Source organism: Candidatus Methanocrinis alkalitolerans (genome assembly GCF_029167205.1).
GTDB classification, from domain to species: Archaea; Halobacteriota; Methanosarcinia; order Methanotrichales; family Methanotrichaceae; genus Methanocrinis; species Methanocrinis alkalitolerans.
Window position 1 is genome coordinate 1 of record NZ_JARFPL010000037.1, and the last position, 22,371, is coordinate 22,371.

The window sequence follows — 22,371 nt, forward strand, 5'->3', positions numbered from 1 at the left end:
ACCGTTAATCCGGCATTCCGCAGTAAGTCTATGCAAAATTAAGAATTTATTGCTTGCCAAAATGTGCATAAATTCAAACGTTTAACTCAAATTTTGTTTAAAATAATTTTACTAGAATTTGTCAACATGATATTAACAATTCAGTATATTATAAAAATTTAATAATTATATTCTTATTCTTTATGAAGCTGGCCTTATTTGATTAATTATATCCTTATTCTTTATGAAGCTGGCCTTATTTGATCTCTATACAGAGTCGATTGATATCTATTCTCAAAAAATCGATAGCAGGAAAATTAATGAGCGTTCAAACCGTTAATGCGAAATGCCGGGTTAATGCGAAATGCCGGTTATATGGCCATGGTGGCTGAATAGTTACCAACAATCATCGAAATCGATCTTGGCGATTGTTGGATAGGGCCTCGCTTGAGGGGACCTCCGGCGAGAGATAACCGATCTCCCCTCCAAATGATGGGACGTGCGTGGACGACCAATCCTGGAGTAACGGGCCTCTTCGATTCAGAAGAAAGCTCCTGTGGCAAGGGTCAGGGCCAGGACCGCGGGGACCGCGTACTTGACCATCGGGAGGATGAGTCTGCTCCCCCGACCGATCTCTCTACGTAAAAGCTCATCGTCCAACAACCAGGTGAAGGTCACGGCGATGAGGGTAGCGGTTAGGACCAGACCAAAACCTCCGACGGTCTCGTCCATTATATCCAGTATCCTGATCCCCTGGAACCGCAGGTCGGCTGCGCTGTAGCTCAAAGCCGATGGGAGTCCAAGGCCAATTACAGCCGCCGTCAGAACCAGGCTCACGCCCCTCCTCGATACGTTGAAGGCTCGGGAGGCTGAAGCAGCGCTCACCTCCAGCATCGATACCGCTGATGTCATGGCGGCGAAAAATAGGAGGGCGAAGAAGGCGACTGCAAAGACTTGACCGTAAGGCATCACCTCGAAGGCCCGGGGTAGGGTCGTGAAGGCGAGCTCTGCGCCTGCGGAAGGCTCAAGGCCGTAGGTGAATACCACCGGGAATATCACCATCCCCGCCAGGATCGCCACCGTCAGATCGGCGATGGTTATGATGAGGGATGAAGAGAAGAGCTTCACATCCTCGTCGAGGTAATCCCCATAAGTCAGCAGGATGCCGTAACCGACGGATAGGGAGAAGAAGGCCTGCCCGAATGCCGCCCCCCACAGAAGGGGGTCGGCGAGGACGGAGAAGTCGGGGGTGAAGAGGAACCTGATCCCGTCCCCGAATCCCGGCAGGGTCGATGAGAAGGCAAAAAGCCCCAGGAGGAGTAGGAACGATAAGGGGACCAAGAGCTTGGTGAACCTCTCAATCCCATTTTTGATACCCAGAGATACGATCGCCCCCATCATGACGGCGGAGATTATGAAATATAAAATTGGATCGTAAGAGGTGGTAAAATCCGAGAATTCGACCGACCTGCCCGCCGCCGAGAACTCCACGTAAGCCAGGGTCCATCCGGTCACCACCAGATAATAAGAGAGGATCGAGAAGACGACTGCACAGACGACCCATCCCAGGGGCCTGAACTTTGGTCTCGCCCTTCCGAAGGCGGTGACCACGTCCCCTCTCAGACGCCTCCCGACGGCCAGCTCCAGGATCATCAGGGGGAGGGCGAATACGAAGACGGCTATGAGATACGGTATCAGATAGGCACCGCCGCCGTTCTGCCCCACCAACGAAGAGAACCGCCAGATGTTGCCTATCCCCACAGCCGAGCCGACGGAAGCCAGTATGAAGGCCGTCCTCGATGACCATCTCTCCACAAGATCCCCCCAAAGATCGACGAAATATCAGGTTCAGGTTATTGAGGGGCGCACGTTATTAACTTTGCCCATATAAAAAATTCTTAAACTGGCCCCCTTCCCCGCCCTCCCCGGATCTCAGGGCAGGACCCAGGTTCCTGCCCGGCGGGATAGGGCCTCCTCCAGATGGTCGACGTCGGTGATGAGGGCCTCTTTGCCTGCGGATTTCGCAAAGGAGAGGGCGCCTTCGACCTTTGGACCCATGCTCCCGGCCGGGAGGTCTCCGGATTCGAGGAGCTCGCAAGCCTCTCCACGTCTGAGGAGATGGACGGCCTCGGGACTTCTTCCGCGATAACCGCGGTAGACCGCATCCACCTCCGTGAGGATCACAAGCCTCCTCGCCTCCAGGGCGACGGCCATGAGGGAGGCGGTAAGGTCTTTATCCACCACCGCCTCCACCCCGAGGAGCTCGCCGCCCCTCCTGCGGATCACCGGCACGCCGCCGCCGCCCCCGGCGATGACGACCGTCCCGGAGGCGACGGCCTCCCGGATCGTCCTGATCTCCACGACCTCCAGGGGCCGGGGGGAGGGGACGGTCCGCCTCCAGCCCCGGGGTCCCGAGGTCATATCCCAGCCATGGACCCACCTCAACCGGATCGCCTCCTCCTCGCAGTAATAAGGGCCCACCGGCTTTGTAGGATGGGAGAAGGCCGGATCGGTCGAGTCCACCAGCACCTGGGTCATCACCGCTGCTACCTCCTGAGAGCCGCGACCCGGTGAAGAGCGGATCGTTCTGGCGAGGAGGTATCCGATGGACCCCTGGGTCTCGGCGACCATGAAGTCGAGGGGCTCGGGGGGGATCTGGTCCCTCGTCGCCTCGATCCGCAAAAGGATCATCCCCACCTGGGGGCCGTTCCCGTGGACCAGGACCATCCCTTCCCCGGCGGGGTTCAAAAGCTTCAACGCCCCGGCAAGAGCCCGGGCCCGGCTCCCTTGGGATGACGGGTCGAGGGGATCGGGGAGGAGGGCGTTCCCGCCGAAGGCCACCACCTGAACCGTCAGCTCACCCCCTCCGCCCCGGCCTGTCGACCCGCGCCGTAGACGGTCCCCGAAGATCGGTAAGAGTGGCCAAAAACTCCTCCACCAGACCCCGAAGCCCCAGCTCCTCCATCTCAGCCATCTCGTAGGTGACCCGGAGGAGAGGCTTATTTATATTGATCTGGGCGGCCAGGTCGACAGGGGTGGAGACGAGGACGAGATCAGCAGGGACCCGGGATACCGTCTCCTCCAGATCCGCCATCTGATCCGGGTAGTACCCCATCGCCGGGAGGACCGGTCCTATGTGGGGATACTTAGCGAAGACCTCCACCAAAGACCCGGCGGCGTGGGGCCGGGGGTCGACGACCTCCGCCGCCCCGTACCTCCATGCAGCCTCCAGCCCCGCGCCGTGGCTCATCCCACCATGAGTGAGGCTGGGTCCGTCCTCCACCACCAGAACCCTCTTTCCGGCCACGATCTCGGGACGATCGACCCGGACCAAAGAAGAGGTGAGGACCGTCTTCGCTTCTGGGTTAGTCCTCCGGACGTTCTCCTTTATGGACGCCACGTCCCTTGATCCCGCCGTCGCAGCCTTGTTGATGACGACGATCTGGGCTCTTCTGAGGTTCACCTGTCCGGGGTAATATGTGAGCTCGTGGCCGGGCCTCAGGCCGTCGGCGACGGTTATCCAGAGGTCAGGGCGGAGGAAGGGCAGGTCGTTGTTCCCGCCGTCCCAGATGATCAGATCTCCCTCCCCCTCCGCCATCGAGAGGACCTCTCCATAGTCGACCCCCGCCAGCACCACAGTCCCCTCCCTCAGGTGAGCCTCGTACTCCTCCCGCCCTTCCATCGTCACCCCCGCCCCATTGAGGTCCTCCAGGGAGGCGAACCTCTGGGCCCTCTCCCGGAGGAGGTCGCCGTAGGGCATGGGGTGGCGGACGACGACGGGGCGGAGGCCTGAGCTGCTCACCAGCCGGGAGACGCTCCTGGCGACGGGGCTCTTTCCCGCCCCCGTCCTGACGGCGCAGACGGCTATGACAGGAAGTCGGCTCTCGAGCATGGTGTGATCTGCGCTCAAGAGGGCGAAGTCCGCTCCCGCGGCCAGGACCCGGCTAGCCAGATCCATCACCTCCTGAGATGAGAGGTCGCTGTAGGCGAGGATGCACCGGTCGACGGTCTCCTCTTTTATGACCTCCTCCAGCCTCTCCTCCGGCCAGATGGGAAGGCCTGCGGGGTAGAGGGATCCGGAGAGCTCGGGAGGGTAGGTTCTGCAGGCTATCTTCGGTATCTGGGCTGCGGTGAAACCCACCACCTCGCGCCTCTCGTCGTCCCTGAAGCACACATTGAAATTATGGAAGTCGCGGCCGGCGGCCCCCATGATCAGAACTCGCTCTCTATCGGCCATCGGAATCTTCTTTCTCCCTCCAGGGTGATCAACCTGACCCCGAAAAGAGCCAAACGCTTTTGTAACAGGTCTAATAAAAAGAGGACCGTCAGGTGGTCCCTTGAGAATCCTCGCCATGGCAGATCTCCACAGCTCCGCCAATAGGCTCCGACCTCTGAAGGGGGCCGACGTCGACCTCATCGTCTTCTGCGGAGACCTCCACAACCTCGAACCCCCCGACAGGATGCGCCCCGTCGCCGAGGCCCTCGCAGCCCTTGGCCCCCCCGTCCTGATCGTTCCGGGAAATATGGACCCCAAGGAGACGGCGCCGAAGGTCTGGAAGGACGCCGGCCTCCTGATGGTCCACCGCGATTTTCGGGTTCTGGGGGACGCCGGCTTCGTTGGGTTCGGAGGGATGGTGGCAAGAGACGCAAGGCGCCTATCGGACCCGAACCGCTTTTACTTCGCCGATGAAAACGTATACCGATCCCTGACCCGTCTCTGGGGAAGGATATCCGGCTTTCGCCGGCGGGTCGTCCTCACCCACCAGCCTCCCCGGGACTCCAGGGATCTGATATATAGCGGCGAGAGGGGAGGCTCCGCGGGCCTGCGCCGTTTCGTAGAGGAGGCGGTCCCCGACCTCCTCCTCTGCGGCCACATCCACGAGGACCGGGGGGAGGGGAAGATCGGCTCCACCAGGGTCGTCAACGTCGGGGAACTTCGGCGAGGTTACGCCGCCGTCATCGATCTCGAAGGCGAGATCACCGTCGAATGGATCGAGCCCTGAGATATTCAGACCCCATCATCCATACAAAAAATTTATCATATAAAACTGTCCAAATTATTAGCAGATAACCTCGACAGTTCGTCGAGGATAAAAGGAGGAGATGATAATGGAACTGAAAGAGAAGATCCTGGAGGTCATCGGGGGAGAGCACGTCGGCGCCGTGGCCACCGTCTCCGATGGCGAGCCCGCCGTCAGGTTCATGGCTCTTGTAGGGGACGACGACCTGACCCTGACGGGGGCGACGATGAAAAGCTCCCGGAAGGTCCGGCAGATGAGAGAGAAGCCCGCGGCATCCATATCGGTCTGGTCCGGCGTCAGCCCCTCGGACCCTTACGTCGTCATATCGAGCGGTGCCCAGGTCCTTGAGGATCAAAAGACCAAAGAGGCCTTCTGGAACCCGAAGCTAGAGCCCTACTTCCAAACCCCGAAGAACCCTGAGTACGTGGTCATAAAGTTCGTTCCCAGGAGGATCGAATACTATTCGATGATGGGTATGGAAATCTGGGAGGGGCGGTAGGGACGATCGATCCGGACCAGAGCTGAGACCTCCCCGCCACCGCCTCATATTCAGGCGCCGAGGCGGGGAATCGGCCTCATTTTTCAACCCTGATGACTCCGCCAGTCGTTCCAGGTGTAGAGCCTGGCATCGTGCCCCTGAAGCTTTAGGGCGTACCAGACGATGGAGGCGGCGCCGCCGTTCTTGGTGTAGACCGCCACCGGCTTATCCTCGTCGAGGTCGGCGAAGATGCCGGCTAGGGCGGAGTCTCCCTTCAGCCAGGACCCTTCAACCACCCGATGGTAATCGATGTTCACCGCGCCGGGGATAAAGCCCGCTTTGAACTGATCCGGCGTCCTGGCGTCGACGACCTGATACACCCCGGCGGCGACGGATTCGTAATCTGCCAGAAGATCCGGCCGCGGATCGGGGGTGTAGACCGCCTCTGCCATCGTCGAAGTCGCCCCGGATAAAGAGAGGCCGGCTGCGGACCACTCCTGCTCCAAACCCCGGAGTACCGCCACATCCCGGTGGCCGAGATGCTTCATGATCCAGAAGACGAAGGTCATATCGCCGCAGGAGAAGCAGTCGCCGTATATCACCAGCTCATCCTCCTCGGTCATCCCGGCTCTCCCGAGGACCGTCGCCATATCCTCCGGGGACCTGAGAGATCCGTCGCCGTTGATGAGGCTCTTTGACGGCAGCTTGATCGATCCGGCTATGTAGGAGCCTTGGGGGGGGAGGTTGCTGACGTAGGCGACGATGGGCTTGGGCTCGCGGCTGAGCCTGGTGCGAAGCTCCTCTGAGGAGATGGACCACGATCTTGGATCTTCATCAATATCTGATGAAGCTTCATATGATGCGATCCTCATCTCATCTTCAGCAACGTTATCCTCTCCGGAAGCGGCGCTGGCATCCGCCTCGGCTGCTCCAGCCGCCAGCCCCATTGATCCGCCGAGGACGTCTTCGAGCCAGGCCTGGCCGCCCCAGGCGTCGTCGCCGCCACCGCGGCAGCTGCATCCACCTTCAGCGCTGCCAAATAGTGCGATCATCGAAATCAGAACCGCACCATAGCTCAATCGCTTGTTTTGCATTCACCATACACTCCTTGAAAATATTTCTTATTTAAGTAAAGGGAGACGTTGACGAGGCTTATCAGTACGGGGACCTCCACCAGGGGACCGATGACTGTGGCGAAGGCTACACCGGACTCGATCCCGAAGACGGCGATCGCCACGGCGATGGCCAGCTCGAAGTTGTTGGACGCCGCGGTGAAAGAGAGGGCCGTGGTGTTCTCGTAGCTCACCTTCATCTTGTATGAGATGTAGAAGGCGACGAAGAACATCAAGAGGAAGTAGGCGATCAAGGGTATCGCCACCCTGACGACGTCGAGGGGCAGCTCCACAATGTACTCGCCCTTGAGAGAGAACATGACTACGATGGTGAAGAGGAGGGCGATGAGGGTGAGGGGGGATATCCTGGGGATGAACCTCTCCTCGTAACAGGTCTTCCCCCATCTACTGATGAGGGAGAACCTGGTGACGAACCCCGCGATGAAGGGTATCCCCAGATATATGAAGACGCTCTCGGCGATCTCTCCCATCGTTATCGCCACCACGAACCCCTCGGCTATCCCCAGGATCGGGAGGAGGACGGTGATGAAGACGTAGGCGTAGACCGAGTACAAGAAAACCTGGAATATGGAGTTCAACCCCACCAGGCCTGCACAGTACTCGGTGCAGCCGCAGGCAAGCTCATTCCAGACGATCACCATGGCGATGCACCGTGCGATGCCGATGAGGATCAGCCCCACCATGAACTCGGGATAGTCCCGGAGGAAGATGACGGCAAGGCCGAACATCAGTACCGGTCCTACGCCCCAGTTGAGGAACAAAGATAGGCCCAGCACCTTAGTATCCTTGAAGACCTCCCCAAGCTCCTCGTACTTCACCTTGGCAAGGGGCGGGTACATCATCAAGATGAGCCCCGCAGCGATGGGGATCGACGTAGACCCCACCTGAAAGCCGGTTATGATATCCGAGACCCCGGGGAAGAAGTAGCCCATCCCTATGCCGAGGATCATCGCTGCGAAGATCCAGATCGTCAGAAATCTGCTCAGCAGAGGAAGCCTCCCCCGTCCATCCTCACTCATTTACTTTAGATCCCTCCCTATAAACTGCATCATAACTTCCCAATTGAATCGTCAATCAGGGGGATATAATCAAGAAAACCGTCATCCTCCCCTCAATATCTCGGCGAGCTTCATCAGATCTATCACCGCCCCGTCGGCGAGGCGGTAACGGGACCACTTACCCTCCTTGCGCTCTTTGACCAGCCCCGCCCTTTTAAGGATGGAGAGGTGGTGAGATGTGGAGGACTGGGGCCGGTCGAGGGCGGTCATGATCTCGCAGACACAGAGCTCCCCGTCCCTTAGGAGCTTGAGGATCGATAGCCTGAAGGGGTCGGAGATGGCCCTGAATACCTCGGCCTCGGCGGCTAGCTCTTCCTCGTCGATCTTATCGGTGAGGGCCTTGAGCCTGCCGGCGGCGTCCCTGGCCTTGCACCGATCTCCCGTGAGCCTTGCCAGCCTCTCCGCGGACGGGTCCAGGGGTTCGATGGACACGGTCATAATAGTCGGCTCAACAGCATGAGCACCCCTTGAACGGGAGGAGCATCTCCTTCTCATCTCTCAGGCATCCTTCACAGATCTTGACCTGTCCACGATCCCGGTGTCTCGCCTTGAAGAGGGATCGGCTCTCTTGGCCGCAGATATCGCATCTCATCGCGGATTTCCCCTCGATTCTTCCAACTGCCCACCTGAATCGTATCAAATCATTTCGATATATAAGGATGTCGACATTCAATAGATATATCCCTCAAAGCCGGAGTAGAGATGTCGTATCGAGGGAATATTGAGATGATATCAACCCATTATGGTGGACGATCCGGGTAAAAACCGGAATATATGGGGACTGTGGACTCTGCAGTCCAACAACTATAAATACAAATATCCTCTACCCGGATTTAGGACTGGAGAAGGTCGCTCCGATGAAATAGCCTGGATATATCAATCCATGTTGATACGTCCTCTCTGAAGGGCGCCTCAGAGGAGGGGCGGCCAGGTCCCAGGTGTGAGAAGAAGTAGGGCAGAGATCGAGAGTGGGAGTTGGTAGATATTTCGCATCCGTTTAAAGGTAAGTCTTGCGCCCTGATCTTGGGCATCATCATGACCGCCGGCCTTGTGGCGGTCGCATCGGCAGCAGAAAGATCCGTCGGGACCGGGCCTGACGACTGGTGGACGGTGTATCCCGACCAGCATCCGAACACAGGCTCCGAGGTCGATCACCCCCTGTGGGTTTTGGAGATTCTGAAAGATAGACCTCTTCTGATCCTGGACCACAGCACAAACTGCAAGGCCTGTATCGATCAGGAGGATGCCGCCGACGCCATCATGGAGGAGTACGGTTCTGATATCAGGTACGAGAACCTGATAGTGAACGTCGGCGACTTCAGGGCCGAAGGGCTCTTCGACGTCTACGACCCCGACGGAGGAAAACAGTACATACCCCTGACCATCGTCCTCACCCTCGTTGAGGATTCTGACGGCAACGTCGTCGTCGGATGGCAGAGCGCCGAGGACGCCACGGGCGTGGACCGGCTCAGGTCCCTGGTGGAGGACGCCATCGAGCTTCACGATGAGAACGTCGGCGGCTGGGACGCGTGATCGGAGATGAGGTCTGATCACAAAAATTTTTTGGTAGTAGGTCTATTAACTTTCATCATCATCCTCGCCGCCTTCTTCTCCCTGAACCCAACCCTCGGGGCTGACCAGGAGCCTATAGAGGCGCCGCAGTTCGAGGCCCAGGCGGTAAACGGTCCAAACGTCTCCCTCAAGGACTTCGATGGAGAGGTGGTGGTCCTTCACATCACGAACATCGAAGCCCCCCTCTGCATCGAGTGCGAGAAAGCCCTGGCGGCCCAGATGGGGGAGCTTCAAAAGCTGATGGAGAATGACCCCGACACAAACCTCATAACCCTGAACCTGCGGAAGAACCCCTTCTCTAAAGACGGAAAGACCCTCTCGGAGAGCTGGTGGGACGCCGAGGTCGGCTGGATCTGGGCCGAGGAGTTCGAGCCCTTCAGGACAGCAGGAAGGTACGCCGACTTCACCAACCGCGACGGGGGGTTCTCCAACCCCACCATCCTCCTCATAGACAGGGAGGGGATGGTGGCGGGGGTCTACCACGTCTACCAGCTGGGGAAGGGCGAGATCGACGGGATCCAGAGCGCCGAGGCCCTCTCGGCGAAGATCGAGTCTCTGGAACGGGGAGAGTGGGACGGGATGGAGGGGAGCGTCTCAGTCCAGAAGATCACCTTACTGGGGATGTTCGGCCTGGGGATAGTCACCTCCTTCTCCCCCTGCTCCCTCGCCCTCCTCATAGCCATGTTCTCCTACATCATGACCTCCCGGAGAAAGAGGGTCCTGGAGGACGACTCCGATTACGGCTCCTCCGCGAGGGAGGGGCTGTTGATCGGGGTCGCCTTCACCTTCGGGATGGCCCTGGTCTTCTTCATCGTCGGCCTCTTCATATCGAACCTGGGGGTCTTCGTCCGGGACTCGAGGTTCTTCGACCTCGCGGCCGGGGTCCTGCTGGTCATTTTGGGGATCAACGTCTTCAGGCCGATAGGAGAGATCCTGGAGCCGGTCAAATCCCGCCTCCCCTCCCGGCGGGATGAGGAGATCAGGGATAAGAAGGGTCTGATGGAGAGGGCCGTCAATTTGTCCATCGGCCTCTTCAAGCACTCCGTCTTCATCGGCGCCTTCACCCTGGGGGTCTTCTTCGCCCTCGGCTGGGCTCCCTGCGCCATCTCCCTGGTATTTCCCGCCCTGATATGGCTGATCTCTCAGGATATATCCGTCCTGACGGGAGGTCTGATGCTCTTCGTCTTCGGAGTGGGCCACGGCGTCCCGATAATCCCCATCGCCACCTTCAGCAGGTCCTTCGGCGGAAAGCTCGGGGAAGATTACCTATCCCTCGGAAAGGCGGTCGTCAAGATCTTCGGGGTGATGATAATAGTCACCGGGCTCGTCTATGCGGCCCGATACTTCGGCTACAAGCTCTGGTAGCGGCCAAAAATATATAGTGGAAGATCCAAAATATATGGAAGGTGTAGAAGATGCCGGGAAATCCAGAAGAGATCAAGATGGTCAGCAACGCCATGGCCAACGTCCCTCGAAGGAAGATGATGGCTTTCCTCACCGGGGGCGAAAAGACCGTCGCTGAGATAGGGGAAGCTGTGGGAAAGTCGATGCTCGACTACCACCTGAAGATCCTGGAGCAGGCGGGTCTCATCGAGGTGGCGGAAGGGAAGGTCCGCTTAACCGAGTTCGGGAAGAACTTCATGGAGGGAAAGAAGGAGACGCCGGCAGAAAAGGCCGACCTATCCGGGGCGAAGCCTGTGGAGATCGCCGAGGTGAGGCAGCTTCTCCCCTGCATAGCCGATACTACGAAGCTGCGGATCATCGCCAACTTGGCCCCGCCTCTGGGGGGCGCTCTCAAGGCCCTGGAGCCCTTATTCCCGAGGGGGAGGTACTCTGAGAGGATCGGCGCCCTGATCATCCAGCGCGGCGACGTCCTCACCACCCTCTACGGGGCCGGAAACGTCACCATGACGATGATAAAGGACGAGTCCGAGGCGAGGGAGAACCTGCAGAAGCTGAAGGAGACGATCAACGAAGCTATAGCCAGGGGCGTCGCCCCCGCCCCTCGAGAGAAGGTGAGGGTCGAGCCGATGGAGATCTACAAATACCTCCCCCAGACGAACTGCGGGGAGTGCGGCGAGCAGAGCTGCTACTCCTTCGCCATCCGGCTGATGAACGGGGAGGTCTCCCTCGACCTGTGCACCCCCCTCAAGGATCCGAAGTACAGGCAGAACCTCGAGCACCTCCAGGTAATGGCCGAGTACATCTGAGCCGGAGGCTCCCTTGAAGACCCTGACGATCATCCTCACCGACGGCCCCTACATATCCGAAGACGCCCAGATAGCCTACAAGATCGCCAGAGCCGCCCTGAAAAAGTATCAGGTAAACATCTTCCTCTACCTCGACGCGGTCCACATCCCCCGGAAGGGGCAGAAGCCCGCCTTCTTCGCCGACGAGGGCGGGCTATTTGCCGATCTCGCCAGCGAGGGGGCGGTCATAAGAGCTTGCTCCCGGTGCGCCGCCGCCCGGGGGTATGCGGCTGACGAAGACGGCTCCACACCGGATTACCACGACGGGATGAAGATCACCAGCCTCTACGACCTCCCGGAGATGATGGCCGGAAGCGATAGGGTGATCTCTCTATGACGGTAGGATCAGCGTTCTACCTCCTCGACTCCGCCCCTTACGGCAGCGAGAAGGCCTTCGGCCTTCTGAACGCCGCGGCGGTGAGCATCGGGAGGATGGATGTGACGGTGGGGCTTTACGGCGACGGGGTCTACCTCGCCCTGAAAGGCCAGGACTCGCGACCCCTCGCCGTTCCAAACTTAGCCGACATCCTCTACGCCTACGGTGAGATGAGGGTCATCGCTCACGAGCCCTCCCTTCTGGAAAGGGGGCTCTTTCTTGAGTGTTTGATCGAAACGGCAGAGCTCGCCGATGAGGAGGATTTCCTCGAGGCGGTGGAAGAGTCGGACTGCCTGATCCTGCTCTGAAGGTGAAAGAAGATATGGACATAAAGCCGACGGACGTATTTCTCCTGACAGAGCCGCCGGGAAGTGATAGATCAGAGCTCTGCATGAAACTTCTCGCCCGCAGAGAGAGAGCCAGGCTATATCTGGCCGGAGACGGGGTCTACCATCTGCTGGACCGCGGCTCAGACCTTCCGCCGTCCTGTGATGTCTGCGCCTGCAAAGAGGACGTGGCGGCCCGGGGCGTCGTTGCGAGAATAAGGGCAGAGGTTACGGAGGAGTTCTACGAGATCCTCGTCGAGGACTTGATGGAAGGGGATGGTCGGTTCTTCAATTTCTGAGATCCCTTCTATGAAGATGGTGGTTTTATGATCATAGTGACCGTAGACAGAGGTGGATGCATCAGTTGCAGCCAGTGTTGGGGAAGCTGCCCCGAGTTCTTCATCGAAGATCCCGATGACGGCCTGAGCTCCATAAAAGAGAATTACAGGATCGCGGGAAAGCCGGACGAGGGGTCGGCCCCTGATCAACTTGAAGGGTGCCTCCGGGGAGCGGAGGAGGCCTGCCCCGCCGATGTGATCCGGGTGAGCCCGGTCCAGCCGAGCTTCGACTGATGTGGTGGGAATAATGAGTCTGCATGAAGGTTCTTTGGAGAAGATGGAGGCGGGGGCGGCAAGAGAAGATGACGGGACGAGGACGAAGAAGAAGGTCCTCTTCCTCTGCACTCACAACTCGGCCCGGTCTCAGATGGCGGAGGGGCTCCTGCGGGACCTCTACGGCGAGAGGTACGAGGCTCGCAGCGCCGGCGTCGAGGCGACGGCCGTCCACCCCCATGCCGTCTCCGTCATGGAGGAGATTGGGATCGACATCTCAGGCCAGCGGTCCAAGGCAGCCTCAGAGCTGGACGATATCGTATTCGACGTCGCCGTCACCGTCTGCGACAGGGCAAAACAGGCCTGCCCCATCTGCAGCACCGACGTCGATCTTCCGTCGAGGCTCCCGAAGGCCCGAAAGGTCGTCCACCGAAGCTTCGAAGATCCGGCTGCGGTTACCGGGTCGGAGGAGGAGGAACTTCGAGCCTTTCGGAGGGTTCGAGACGAGATAAAAGCATGGATCGTCGAGACCTTCAGGTAAAGAGGGCGGGGCGGGTTGAGACCTCTCGACCCCCCCAACTTTTTCATATCGCTGTAACGAAGTTGGCCAGAAATCCCACGGCCACGGCTATGCCGAAGATGGTGAGCAGAAATGCCGCAAGAAGCCTCTTCTCGAATATGGCAGATAGAAGGGTCATCTCCGGTATGCTGGCTCCGGCTCCGCCTATCACCAGAGCCAGGACGGCTCCTGCGCTCATCCCCTTCAGTGTGAGGGCGAGGCCTATGGGGAGGATCGTCTCGGCCCTGATGTAGATCGGCACGCCGATTACCGCGGCCGCAGGAACGGCGAGGGGATTGTCCGGCCCCGCTATTCTAGAAATCAGCTCCTGGGGTACAAACCCGTGGATGAAAGCCCCGATCCCCGCCCCCAGGAGAAGGTAGGGCAGAAGCTGGCGAAAGAGGGTGAAGGCGAAGGAGGCGGATCTTCTCGCCCTCGACCTCACGTCCGTCGCCGCGTTTCCGTCACAGCAGCTTCGGATCGCGACCTTAGGCTTCACCTGGCCTGCGAAGCCGAGCCGGTCCAGAAGGAGGCCGATGGTGACCGCCGCCGTGAAGGTCGCGACGAAGTAGAGGGCCGTCACCTTCCACCCCATCAGCAGTATGAAAAGGGAGATTATCACCGGGTTCAGGAGCGGTGACGACAGGAGGAAGGCCATGGCGGCGGCGAAGGGCACTCCGGCGTTGAGCATCCCCAGGAGGAGGGGTATCGTCGAGCAGGAGCAGAAGGGGGTGAGGGAGCCGAAACCAGCCCCCAGGACGGCGCCGAGGACCCTGTTTCGTCCTCCCAGCAACTTCTTGACCGTCTCGTCGGGGACGTACTCCTGGATCAGCCCCACAAGAAAGGTCACGCCTACGAACAAAAGGACGAGCTCTACGGCGATCTCCACGAAGAAATCGGCAGCCACAGCTAAGTTGTTCCAGAACATCAGATACGCCTCCAAATTTATAGTTTTAAGAAATTATTTTTTCTTCAGGACTTCGGCCTGCTTGAGCATCTCCATGACGGCGCCGTCTGCTATGCGGTAATAGGACCATTTGCCGTCCTTTCGTTCTCTTACGAGCCCCGCCTCCTTCAAGACGGAGAGGTGATGGGAGGTGGAGGACTGGCGCCTGTCGAGGGCGGCCATGATCTCGCAGACGCACAGCTCCCCCTCTTTTAGGAGCTTTATGATCCGCAGCCTGCAGGGATCGGCGACGGCCTTCAAGACCTCGACAGTTCCATCAGGGTCTTCTCCCTCAATGGTCACCACCAGACTGGAGAGTTCCCTTATCCTCTTCTCGGCCTTCTGCTGATCGCCGATGAGCCTTCCGAGGCTGCAGACCGCATCATCGTTGATCTTTGAACCGCCGCAAACCCACTCTGGCATCCTCAACCGTCCCTACGAAGGCGGATCATCTCTTCCTGGCTTCGAAGAACCTCTCGTATTCTCTCAAAAATGCCTTCTTGTAGACCTCTTCGGCCCCCTCGGCTATGAAGTTGAGCTTCTTGAGGTCCCTTAGTAGCTCGTCGCCGGTGAGATCTTCGGGCTTGTCGCCTCTCTTGAGATATTCCTGAAACGTCTCGTCAAGGCCGACGATCCCCGCCTTCCTCCCACCGACGTCTATCTGGCGGGAGCCGACGATCTGGGAGCCGCAGCAGCCACATCCTCCGCCTTTTCCGAAGATTTTATCTTTCAGCATCTTCATCATCAACGCATCAGTTGTCGTCGATATATAAGCATTATGGTGAAGTCTCAAGTATCAGCTTAAAGGGGATTATTGGATGAATAATCTGATATATTGGGAATATAGAAAATCAATAATCCTTATTTAGGCAAATTTCAACTGTGATGCCTTAAGTTAAAGATCTATATCAAAAAATAGAGTATCAATATATATCGATATAAACCATCGTCAAAGAGCTGCTGAACATCAGAACTCCGGCCACTCTGAACCTCTAAATCCTGCATACAACTATTTGCCAGGCTGCCTCCTGACCCCGTAGACCGTATCCGCTTTGGGCGATCTGTCGTCAAGCCGTCTTCCGGCTTCTTTCATGCAACGTGACCCCGATCCATAGGAAGAAGAGGGTGAAGGCCGCAATCCCAAGGGCGTCTATCTCCGGTCCAAAGGCCGAACTTCCCCTCACCGAATATTGTACCATATCATTTGCATAGGTGAGGGGGATATCAGAGTGATGACCCCGTATCTTCCCATCTCGTCTATGGGGATGAAGATGCCGCTAACAAAGAGGAGGGGGAGACGGACGAAGTTGAGGATCATCATCACGTCTCCGGGGTTCTCTGTGGGCATCGCCGAGAACATGATCCCCATCGCCGAGAATCCGAAGGATATCAGAACCACCGCCGCCAAAAACCCTATCGTATGATCGATGGTGAAGCCGTACCATATCATCCCTATGATGAGGGGGATCGCCGTCATGACGGCACCATAGACCGCGCCTCCGGCGATCTCCCCCAGGAGTATCGAGAGGGGCGAGATGGGAGCGGTGATCATCCGCTCATGGGTCTTCATCCTCCTCTCCGTCGGCACCGCCACCGCCCCCACCGAAGAGGCGCTGAAGAAGATGGTGATGGCCACAAGTCCAGGTATCAACGCCTGGGGCGGGAGATCCCTCCCTACAGCAAAGGAGATGAAGAGGAATAGAGGGAACATCAGCCCGAACATAATCGTCCCCGGTCGGAGGTAATAGATCCGGGCGTCCTTCTTTGTTATCGCCCAAGCCCGGTAGAGCTCCCGCCGGACCCTCGAAGGCCTTCTGTGCGAGGTCATCGGTGCCCGTCTCCTTCCGCCTGATCATTTACGATGGCCAGGAACGCATCTTCGAGGCTCGGCCCCAGGGTGTTGATGGAGACGATCTTCAACCCACAGGACTTACTATATTCGAGTGACTACTCCCCGCCCTGAAGGGCGGTGCTTCTAGCTTTTGGCAGAGACTGTAGTCCCAGTCTCAAAATGTTTATCGCCGCATTCTCGTCACGGTCCATGACCGGCCCGCATTGAGGACATCCATGGACCCGATCCGATAGCGACTTCGGCACTTTAAGACCGCACCTGGAACATAGCTGACTTGTGTTTCTGGGATCGACCGGAACCACCATCGAACCGGCGCTCTCAGCCTTGTACGATGTGGTTATCACTAGCATCCTCCAGGCAGCGTCTGATATGCTCTTAGCCAGGCAGTGGTTCTTAAGCATGTTCGTGATACTCAGATCCTCGAAAGCAATCAGCCCGAACCTTTCGACCAGGTTGTGACTGACCTGATGAGCAAAATCGTATCTGCGGTTGGCTATCCGCTCATGGGTCCGCGAGACGACTTTGAGAGCTTTCCTCCTCTCAGGAGTTTCCTTCTCATATTTGGATAGTCGTCTTTGAGCTTTGGCCAACGCCTTCTCCTCAGATCGAAAGAACCGGGGGTTATCGATCTTCTCTCCGTTGGACAACGTAGCGAAACTCTCCAGCCCCACATCGATGCCCGCCATCAACCCATCTTTCCAGGGAGGCTTCGGAGGATCGTCGATCTCCACTGAGAAGCAGGCAAACCATTTTCCGGTCGAAGATCTCCGAACGGTTAACCTCTTGATCTTGCCTTCGATGGGTCGATGGAGCTTGATCTTGATATCTCCGATCTTGGAGAGGCACAGCTTCCCGAAAGACAGTTTGAATCCCAGCTGTGGATAGGTGAACGAATCGTACCATCCTTTCCCCTTGAACCTGGGATACCCTGGGGTCTCTCCTGCTTTGACCCTCCGGAAGAACGCTTTGAAGGCCAGATCTACCCGTTCTTGGACGTTCTGGAGGGTCTGAGAGAATACCTCCTTTTAGTTCTGGTTTGTTTTTCTTCCACTCTGGCAGCAAGTTGTGAGTCTCATACTTACTCTACTTTTCAACTTTTCCCGCCTGGTATAATATATGTTATATAATGCAGTTTGCTAAGTATTTTCATGTATAAACTCATCAAGACGCCATCGAGGCTGAATCCTTTTTTAGCTGCTTTTTCCGACTTATTCACCAGGCCGAGTTTCAAGTCATTCTGTAACATGACTTCCGCAATAGCCGTATGTTCTAAATCCAAAACCATCTCCATCGGTCATCGGTTAAGAGAAGAATCGCGATGAGGCAGCGATCTCGGTAGCAAGTACGGTGAGATTGGCTTGGTCAAAAAGGCTACAGCAAGTCAGTCTTTAAATCGGATCAAATCTAGATGACGCATAATTCGTGTGAAAAATGGCAATATTGTGTAGCTTAAATTCCTTAACCGATGACCCATGGATCCACGTCTGGACCCTGGGGATCGCCCCTTGCGCCGAGGAGCAGTTTCGGGAGAACTTTCGGCTCAACTCCTTCTTCGTCGGCTCCCGGAGTAGGGAGGCGATCAACCGGGGGGACGCCGACCACACACCGGTATTTTTTCGGAGGTCCCGGCGCTGTTCCGCCATGGGGCCATCCCCATCGACGTCGCCCTCGTCAAGACTTCTCCCCCCGACCGCCACCTTCGCCACGATCTCCCCGGAGTCCATCCCCTCGGCCCGGAGCTCCCCCCCCCAACTCCCTCCCTTCCGGCGGCCATATCTCTCCCGCCGATCTCACCCTTCGACTTCGGGAGGCAGCGGCCCTGCCCCGCGCCCCCTCCCCCATCCTCATTTCAGATCGTACCTCTGCCCGGGTTGCGGGACGACTACCTCGGCGTCGAACTCGCCCCTGATCGCCTCGGCGAAGGAACGGCTCGCCTCCGGCTCCCCGTGGTTGACGAAGACCTGCCGGGGAAACTCTTTGAACGAGCGGAGCCAATTTAGCATCCCCGTCGGCCCCGCATGGGCCGAGAAGGCGTCGAGATATTCGATCCGGGCCCGGACGTTCCAGTCCCTGTTCATCATCCTGATCGTCTTGGCGCCGTCGAGGAGCATCCGGCCGGTGGTACCTTCCGCCTGATAGCCGATGAAGAGGACGGTGGATTCTTTCCGGCCGATGTTCTGGACGAGGTGGTGGATGATCCTGCCGCCGGTGCACATCCCGCTGGCGGAGATGATGATATGCGCTTCTTTCATATCGTTTATCGCCTTCGACTCCTCCCTCGACCTCGCATACTCTATCCCCGGGAAGTCGAGGGGATTGTCTCCGGTCGAAAGGAGGCGGAGCGTCTCCTCATCGAAGTACTCGGGGTGGCGGCTGTAGATCTCTGTAGCCGAGATGGCCATGGGGCTGTCTACAAAGGTCTTCACCCCCTCGAGCCTCCCCCTCTCAGCGTAGTGATTCAGCTCGTAAATAATCTCCTGGGTACGCCCGACAGCAAACGCCGGGATGACGACGTTTCCGCCGCGGTCGATCGTCTCAAGGATGACCTCCATCAGCCTCTTGCCCCGCTCCGACATATCTCCGTGATCTCGGTTCCCGTAGGTCGACTCGATCACCAGCCAGTCGGCCTCCTCCACCCTGTCGGGGTCCCGGAGGAACGGAGCGCCGCGCCGCCCCATATCCCCGGTGAAGAGCAGCTTTTGGCCGTCGACGGAGAGCTCTACCATCGCCGAGCCGATGATGTGGCCCGCGTCCAGGAACCTTGCCGAGGCGCCTCCGATATCCTGAGATTTATAATAATCGACGGACCTGAACCGCGTCAGGGCATCGGAGACGTCCTCATCAGTATAGAGGGGAGGGCGGGGCTCGCCGTTGCGCTGATCCGGATGGCGGCTTTCCCGGTCCGCTTCTTCTTTCATCAGATAAGCGGAGTCCTTGAGCATGATCTCGCAAAGGTCTTCGGTGGCGGGGGTCGAGTAGACCTCGCCGGAGAACCCCTCCTTTACGAGGAGGGGGATTCTCCCGCTATGGTCGATGTGGGCATGGGTGAGAAGCAGCGCCTCGAGAGAGCGGGGATCATGCCCGAACCCTCCCCGGTTCTGGTACGAATCCCTTCCCTGAAAGAGCCCCGCATCCACCCCGACCCGGATATCACCTGCGTCGAGCACTGTGTGGGAGCCCGTAACGCCGGCGGCCGCCCCGTAGAACTGAAGCTTCATGAGGAAGTCAAAAGCGTCATCTCCAGATTAAACTTCCGGGATGTGAGATTTTATCAGGTCAGTTAAATCCCCCTGCCATCTTCTCTGCGATCTCTGCGCAGTCCGCCCCCAGGTCTCTTCCCCCGCCTTCCCGGACCCCGAGGTCCTCATCTCACCACGCACCCCCAAGAGAAGGACCTCTCCTCTCTCGGGCTTAACTATTTTTATCTCCCCTTCTAAAGTTGCGGAATAGGAGGTCCTGACCGATGAAGTTTGCAAGCCACGTCGAGGAGATCGACATATCAGGGATTAGAAAGAGCTTTGAGGGGGCGGGGCCAGGGGCGATAAACCTCGGCCTCGGCCAGCCCGACTTCGACACCCCAGACCACATCAAGCGGGCGGCGATCGAGGCGATCGAGGAGGGGTTCACGGGGTACACCATGAACCTGGGGACCGCCGAGCTCCGGGGGGCGCTCTCAGAGAAGCTTCGGCGGGAGAACGGCCTCGACTATGCCCCAGGGGAGATCATGGTGACGAGCGGCGCCAGCGAAGCGCTCTTCCTCGCCGTCGCCGCCGTCGTCGAGGAGGGGGACGAGGTCCTGATGGGCGACCCCGGCTTCGTCTCCTACGCTGCCCTGGCGAGGGTGGCCCAAGGCAGGCCCGTCTCCGTTCCCATGGACGAAAGGTTCCACCTCACCGCCGATGCCGTCGCAGAGAGGATAACACCGAGGACGAGGGCGCTCATCGTCAACTCCCCCAACAACCCCACAGGCTCCGTCCAGACGAAAGAGGAGCTGCAGGCCCTGGCGGAGCTGGCCGAGGACCACGACTTCGCCCTCATCTCCGACGAGGTCTACGAGCACTTCGTATACGAGGGGGAGCACGCCAGCCCCGCCCTCTACTCCGACGACGTCATCACCATCAACGCAGTCTCCAAGACCTATGCCATGACCGGCTGGAGGCTCGGCTACCTGGCAGCGAGGGGCGAGGCTCTCGAGAATATGCTCAAGGTCCACCAGTACGTCCAGGCCTGCGCATCCTCCATCTCCCAGAGGGCGGCCCTGGCGGCGGTCAGCGGCCCCCAGGAATGCGTCCGGGATATGAAGGAGGAGTTTCGGAGGAGGAGGGACGTCCTAGTCTCTGGCCTCCGATCGATGGGGATGGATATCGCCAAGCCCCAGGGGGCGTTCTACGCCTTCCCGAAGGTGGGGGACGGGGACGACGTCGCCGCCCGGCTGATCCGGGGCGGCGTCGTGACGGTCCCAGGATCTGCCTTCGGCTCAGTGGCAAAAGATCACATCAGGATATCTTATGCCGCCTCCATGGCCGATATAAAAACAGCCCTGGGGCGGATGAGAGAAATTCTTTAAATAGGAGCCGCGTTATTCGACGGAAATGTGACGTGTTGAAGGTGACGAGATGAAAGAGCAGGTGGAGACTAGAGAGCTGAAGGAAGGCAGGTATGTGATCATCGACGGTGAGCCGTGCATCATCAAGAGCATAGCCAAGTCCAAGCCGGGAAAGCACGGCGCTGCGAAGGCGAGGGTCGACGCCGTCGGGATCTTCGACGGCCAGAAGAGGTCCATCGTCCAGCCGGTGACGGCAAAAATTTACGTTCCCATCGTCGAGAGGAAGTCGGGTCAGGTTCTGACGATCGGGGATACCTCTGCCCAGCTGATGGACAATAGCGACTACAGCACCATAGACGTTCCCATCACCGAGGAAGATCGATCTAAGCTGGAAGAGGGGAAGGAAGTCTCCTACCTGCTCGTCATGGGCAGGACGAAGATGGACATGCGCTAGAAGCGCCGAATCGGATGTTCAACCTATCCAATTTTGCGGACGCCAACGCCGACCCGGAGGAGGCGGATTTCGTCGTCGTGGGGGCACCCTTCGACGCCACCACCTCCTTCCGGTCAGGGACCCGGGACGGCCCCGGAGCCGTCAGGCGCGCATCCTACAACTTCGAGACCTACGTCCACCGACACCGGATCGATTTTCGAGATATCCGCCTCGCCGATCTCGGTGACCTCGACCTGGGGGCCGACCCCGCCTACGCGAGAGAGACGATCAAAGACTCCTTCGTCTTCATCCCCGAGGGGGCGACGCCGATATTCATCGGCGGCGAGCATTCCATCACCCCGCCGATCGTCGCCGAAGTGGCGCGGCGGAGGCGCGGCGAGAGCGGCGCCGACGAAAGCGGCATCGGTGTCATCGTCCTCGACGCCCACCTCGACCTCCGGGAGGAGTACGGCGGAACGGAGTACAGCCACGCCTGCGCCAGCCGCCACGTCCTCAAGACCGACGGCGTATCCGGCTACGCCTCCATTGGGATTCGGTCCGGGGACCTGAAGGAGTACATCCTCGCCGAGGAGCAGGGGATCAGCTACTACACCAGCGACGAGGTCCGGGAGCGAGGGATCGAGGCGGTACTGAAAGACGCCCTAAAAGAGGTCGGCTGCGACGAGATCTACCTATCCATCGACTTTGACGGGATCGATCCTGCCTACGCTCCGGGGGTCGGAAACCCCGAGCCCTTCGGCCTCACCTCCTGGGACGTCCGGCACATCGTCGAGAAGGTGGCGCCAAGGGCCGTCGGCCTCGACGTCTGCGAGATCGCCCCCGCCTTCGACGGCGGCCAGACGGCGGCCCTGGGTGCTAAGCTGATCCGGGAGTTCATCGCCGCAAAAGCTGCGGCGAATCGGTAAATTTTCGAGCCTGGGGAGATCAATAAATTAAAATCGCCAGCTCTGATACCTGGGAGATCTTCTCGAAATATCGATCCCTGGATATTAGCCTCTCCGCACCGCTTGTTATTGCGGTGCCCGCAATCAAAACGTCCAGGGTGTTCACGGGCGTTCCCTGGCTTAAGAGACGGCCTATGATCTCACCAGACTTTTCTGCAGCCTTAATGTCGAAGTCCAAATAAGGCACTATTTCCTCCGCTTGGTAGTGAACCAGCAGTGAGTTGATGTTATTTATACTATTACGTTCTATCTCATTGTGGGTGTAGCAAGATGGGTCGAAGAGGTCCAAAACCTGGATTCAATGATGTTGCATGTTCTAACGAGGAT

The 22,371-nt window shown here is 58.5% G+C and carries 26 protein-coding genes and 1 pseudogene; 13 read left to right on the forward strand and 14 right to left on the reverse strand.

What is annotated here, in order from left to right; all coding sequences use genetic code 11:
* Positions 1–519: 519 nt before the first annotated feature.
* From P0O24_RS10180 to P0O24_RS10190, 3 genes are all read right to left on the reverse strand, one after another.
* The gene (locus tag P0O24_RS10180; RefSeq protein WP_316969645.1) at positions 520–1,794 is read right to left on the reverse strand and encodes a sodium-dependent transporter; all 1,275 of its coding nucleotides are present in this window, start codon (positions 1,792–1,794) and stop codon (positions 520–522) included.
* Between the two features lie 117 nt (positions 1,795–1,911).
* Positions 1,912–2,823, reverse strand: coding sequence for an amino acid kinase family protein (locus P0O24_RS10185; RefSeq protein WP_316969646.1), 912 nt, complete (start codon positions 2,821–2,823; stop codon positions 1,912–1,914).
* 13 nt (positions 2,824–2,836) lie between these two features.
* Positions 2,837–4,216: a cyclic 2,3-diphosphoglycerate synthase gene (locus P0O24_RS10190; RefSeq protein WP_316969647.1), complete on the reverse strand. Its 1,380-nt coding sequence runs from the start codon at positions 4,214–4,216 to the stop codon at positions 2,837–2,839.
* Positions 4,217–4,316: 100 nt separating this feature from the next.
* Here P0O24_RS10190 and P0O24_RS10195 point away from each other — a divergent pair, with 100 nt between their 5' ends.
* Both P0O24_RS10195 and P0O24_RS10200 read left to right on the forward strand, forming a co-directional pair.
* Positions 4,317–4,982, forward strand: a complete 666-nt coding sequence (locus P0O24_RS10195) for a metallophosphoesterase family protein (RefSeq protein WP_316969648.1) — start codon at positions 4,317–4,319, stop codon at positions 4,980–4,982.
* A 106-nt stretch (positions 4,983–5,088) separates the two neighbouring features.
* Positions 5,089–5,499 carry a pyridoxamine 5'-phosphate oxidase family protein gene (locus tag P0O24_RS10200; RefSeq protein ID WP_316969649.1) on the forward strand — a complete coding sequence of 137 codons (411 nt, stop codon included), beginning with the start codon at positions 5,089–5,091 and terminating at the stop codon, positions 5,497–5,499.
* Positions 5,500–5,582: 83 nt separating this feature from the next.
* Here the strand turns inward: P0O24_RS10200 and P0O24_RS10205 are convergent, their stop codons facing one another.
* The 4 genes from P0O24_RS10205 to P0O24_RS10220 all read right to left on the reverse strand — a co-directional run bounded on the left by P0O24_RS10205 (position 5,583) and on the right by P0O24_RS10220 (position 8,261).
* A complete protein-coding gene (locus tag P0O24_RS10205; protein ID WP_316969650.1) occupies positions 5,583–6,530 on the reverse strand; it encodes a sulfurtransferase in 948 nt (315 codons plus the stop codon).
* Between the two features lie 23 nt (positions 6,531–6,553).
* Complete coding sequence (gene arsB, locus P0O24_RS10210) at positions 6,554–7,630, reverse strand: ACR3 family arsenite efflux transporter (RefSeq protein WP_316969651.1); 1,077 nt, start codon at positions 7,628–7,630, stop codon at positions 6,554–6,556.
* A gap of 81 nt (positions 7,631–7,711) precedes the next feature.
* Positions 7,712–8,107 (reverse strand): ArsR/SmtB family transcription factor, encoded by a 396-nt coding sequence (locus P0O24_RS10215; RefSeq protein ID WP_316969652.1) that lies wholly within the window; start codon positions 8,105–8,107, stop codon positions 7,712–7,714.
* 10 nt (positions 8,108–8,117) lie between these two features.
* Entirely contained in the window at positions 8,118–8,261 is a 144-nt protein-coding gene (locus P0O24_RS10220; protein WP_316969653.1) for a hypothetical protein, read from the reverse strand.
* 443 nt (positions 8,262–8,704) lie between these two features.
* Here P0O24_RS10220 and P0O24_RS10225 point away from each other — a divergent pair, with 443 nt between their 5' ends.
* Genes P0O24_RS10225 through P0O24_RS10260 form a run of 8 tightly spaced genes read left to right on the forward strand, consistent with a single transcriptional unit; the run spans position 8,705 to position 13,284 of the window.
* Positions 8,705–9,202 (forward strand): thioredoxin family protein, encoded by a 498-nt coding sequence (locus P0O24_RS10225; protein ID WP_316969654.1) that lies wholly within the window; start codon positions 8,705–8,707, stop codon positions 9,200–9,202.
* A 6-nt stretch (positions 9,203–9,208) separates the two neighbouring features.
* Positions 9,209–10,606, forward strand: coding sequence for a cytochrome c biogenesis CcdA family protein (locus P0O24_RS10230; RefSeq protein WP_316969655.1), 1,398 nt, complete (start codon positions 9,209–9,211; stop codon positions 10,604–10,606).
* A 50-nt stretch (positions 10,607–10,656) separates the two neighbouring features.
* A complete protein-coding gene (locus P0O24_RS10235) occupies positions 10,657–11,451 on the forward strand; it encodes a (Fe-S)-binding protein (RefSeq protein ID WP_316969656.1) in 795 nt (264 codons plus the stop codon).
* A gap of 13 nt (positions 11,452–11,464) precedes the next feature.
* On the forward strand, positions 11,465–11,827 hold the full coding sequence (locus P0O24_RS10240) for a DsrE/DsrF/TusD sulfur relay family protein (RefSeq protein ID WP_316969657.1): 363 nt from the start codon (positions 11,465–11,467) through the stop codon (positions 11,825–11,827).
* On the forward strand, positions 11,824–12,174 hold the full coding sequence (locus P0O24_RS10245; protein WP_316969658.1) for a DsrE family protein: 351 nt from the start codon (positions 11,824–11,826) through the stop codon (positions 12,172–12,174). Before P0O24_RS10240 ends, P0O24_RS10245 begins: the two co-directional genes overlap by 4 nt.
* A gap of 2 nt (positions 12,175–12,176) precedes the next feature.
* Entirely contained in the window at positions 12,177–12,491 is a 315-nt protein-coding gene (locus P0O24_RS10250; RefSeq protein ID WP_316969659.1) for a DsrH/TusB family sulfur metabolism protein, read from the forward strand.
* A gap of 27 nt (positions 12,492–12,518) precedes the next feature.
* Positions 12,519–12,764 carry a ferredoxin gene (locus tag P0O24_RS10255; protein WP_316969660.1) on the forward strand — a complete coding sequence of 82 codons (246 nt, stop codon included), beginning with the start codon at positions 12,519–12,521 and terminating at the stop codon, positions 12,762–12,764.
* A 43-nt stretch (positions 12,765–12,807) separates the two neighbouring features.
* Positions 12,808–13,284: an arsenate reductase ArsC gene (locus P0O24_RS10260; RefSeq protein WP_394356769.1), complete on the forward strand. Its 477-nt coding sequence runs from the start codon at positions 12,808–12,810 to the stop codon at positions 13,282–13,284.
* A 43-nt stretch (positions 13,285–13,327) separates the two neighbouring features.
* Here P0O24_RS10260 and P0O24_RS10265 read toward each other — a convergent pair whose 3' ends face one another.
* The 6 genes and pseudogenes from P0O24_RS10265 to P0O24_RS10290 all read right to left on the reverse strand — a co-directional run bounded on the left by P0O24_RS10265 (position 13,328) and on the right by P0O24_RS10290 (position 19,318).
* On the reverse strand, positions 13,328–14,230 hold the full coding sequence (locus tag P0O24_RS10265; RefSeq protein ID WP_316969662.1) for a permease: 903 nt from the start codon (positions 14,228–14,230) through the stop codon (positions 13,328–13,330).
* Between the two features lie 33 nt (positions 14,231–14,263).
* Positions 14,264–14,671, reverse strand: coding sequence for an ArsR/SmtB family transcription factor (locus P0O24_RS10270; protein ID WP_316969663.1), 408 nt, complete (start codon positions 14,669–14,671; stop codon positions 14,264–14,266).
* Positions 14,672–14,696: 25 nt separating this feature from the next.
* Positions 14,697–14,993, reverse strand: a complete 297-nt coding sequence (locus tag P0O24_RS10275; protein ID WP_316969664.1) for a hypothetical protein — start codon at positions 14,991–14,993, stop codon at positions 14,697–14,699.
* A 435-nt stretch (positions 14,994–15,428) separates the two neighbouring features.
* Positions 15,429–16,076 (reverse strand): ABC transporter permease, encoded by a 648-nt coding sequence (locus P0O24_RS10280; RefSeq protein ID WP_316969665.1) that lies wholly within the window; start codon positions 16,074–16,076, stop codon positions 15,429–15,431.
* Positions 16,077–16,195: 119 nt separating this feature from the next.
* Positions 16,196–17,183: pseudogene (locus P0O24_RS10285) on the reverse strand (RNA-guided endonuclease InsQ/TnpB family protein); the annotation flags it as partial.
* Between the two features lie 761 nt (positions 17,184–17,944).
* The gene (locus P0O24_RS10290) at positions 17,945–19,318 is read right to left on the reverse strand and encodes an MBL fold metallo-hydrolase (RefSeq protein WP_316969666.1); all 1,374 of its coding nucleotides are present in this window, start codon (positions 19,316–19,318) and stop codon (positions 17,945–17,947) included.
* 245 nt (positions 19,319–19,563) lie between these two features.
* On the opposite strand from P0O24_RS10290, the gene P0O24_RS10295 reads away from it, so the two are divergent.
* Genes P0O24_RS10295 through speB form a run of 3 tightly spaced genes read left to right on the forward strand, consistent with a single transcriptional unit; the run spans position 19,564 to position 22,005 of the window.
* The gene (locus tag P0O24_RS10295) at positions 19,564–20,667 is read left to right on the forward strand and encodes a pyridoxal phosphate-dependent aminotransferase (RefSeq protein ID WP_316969667.1); all 1,104 of its coding nucleotides are present in this window, start codon (positions 19,564–19,566) and stop codon (positions 20,665–20,667) included.
* 49 nt (positions 20,668–20,716) lie between these two features.
* Positions 20,717–21,100 (forward strand): translation initiation factor IF-5A, encoded by a 384-nt coding sequence (locus P0O24_RS10300; protein WP_316969668.1) that lies wholly within the window; start codon positions 20,717–20,719, stop codon positions 21,098–21,100.
* A gap of 14 nt (positions 21,101–21,114) precedes the next feature.
* Positions 21,115–22,005, forward strand: a complete 891-nt coding sequence (gene speB, locus P0O24_RS10305; protein ID WP_316969669.1) for an agmatinase — start codon at positions 21,115–21,117, stop codon at positions 22,003–22,005.
* A gap of 19 nt (positions 22,006–22,024) precedes the next feature.
* Here speB and P0O24_RS10310 read toward each other — a convergent pair whose 3' ends face one another.
* Positions 22,025–22,333, reverse strand: a complete 309-nt coding sequence (locus P0O24_RS10310; RefSeq protein ID WP_316969670.1) for a PIN domain-containing protein — start codon at positions 22,331–22,333, stop codon at positions 22,025–22,027.
* Positions 22,334–22,371: the final 38 nt, after the last annotated feature.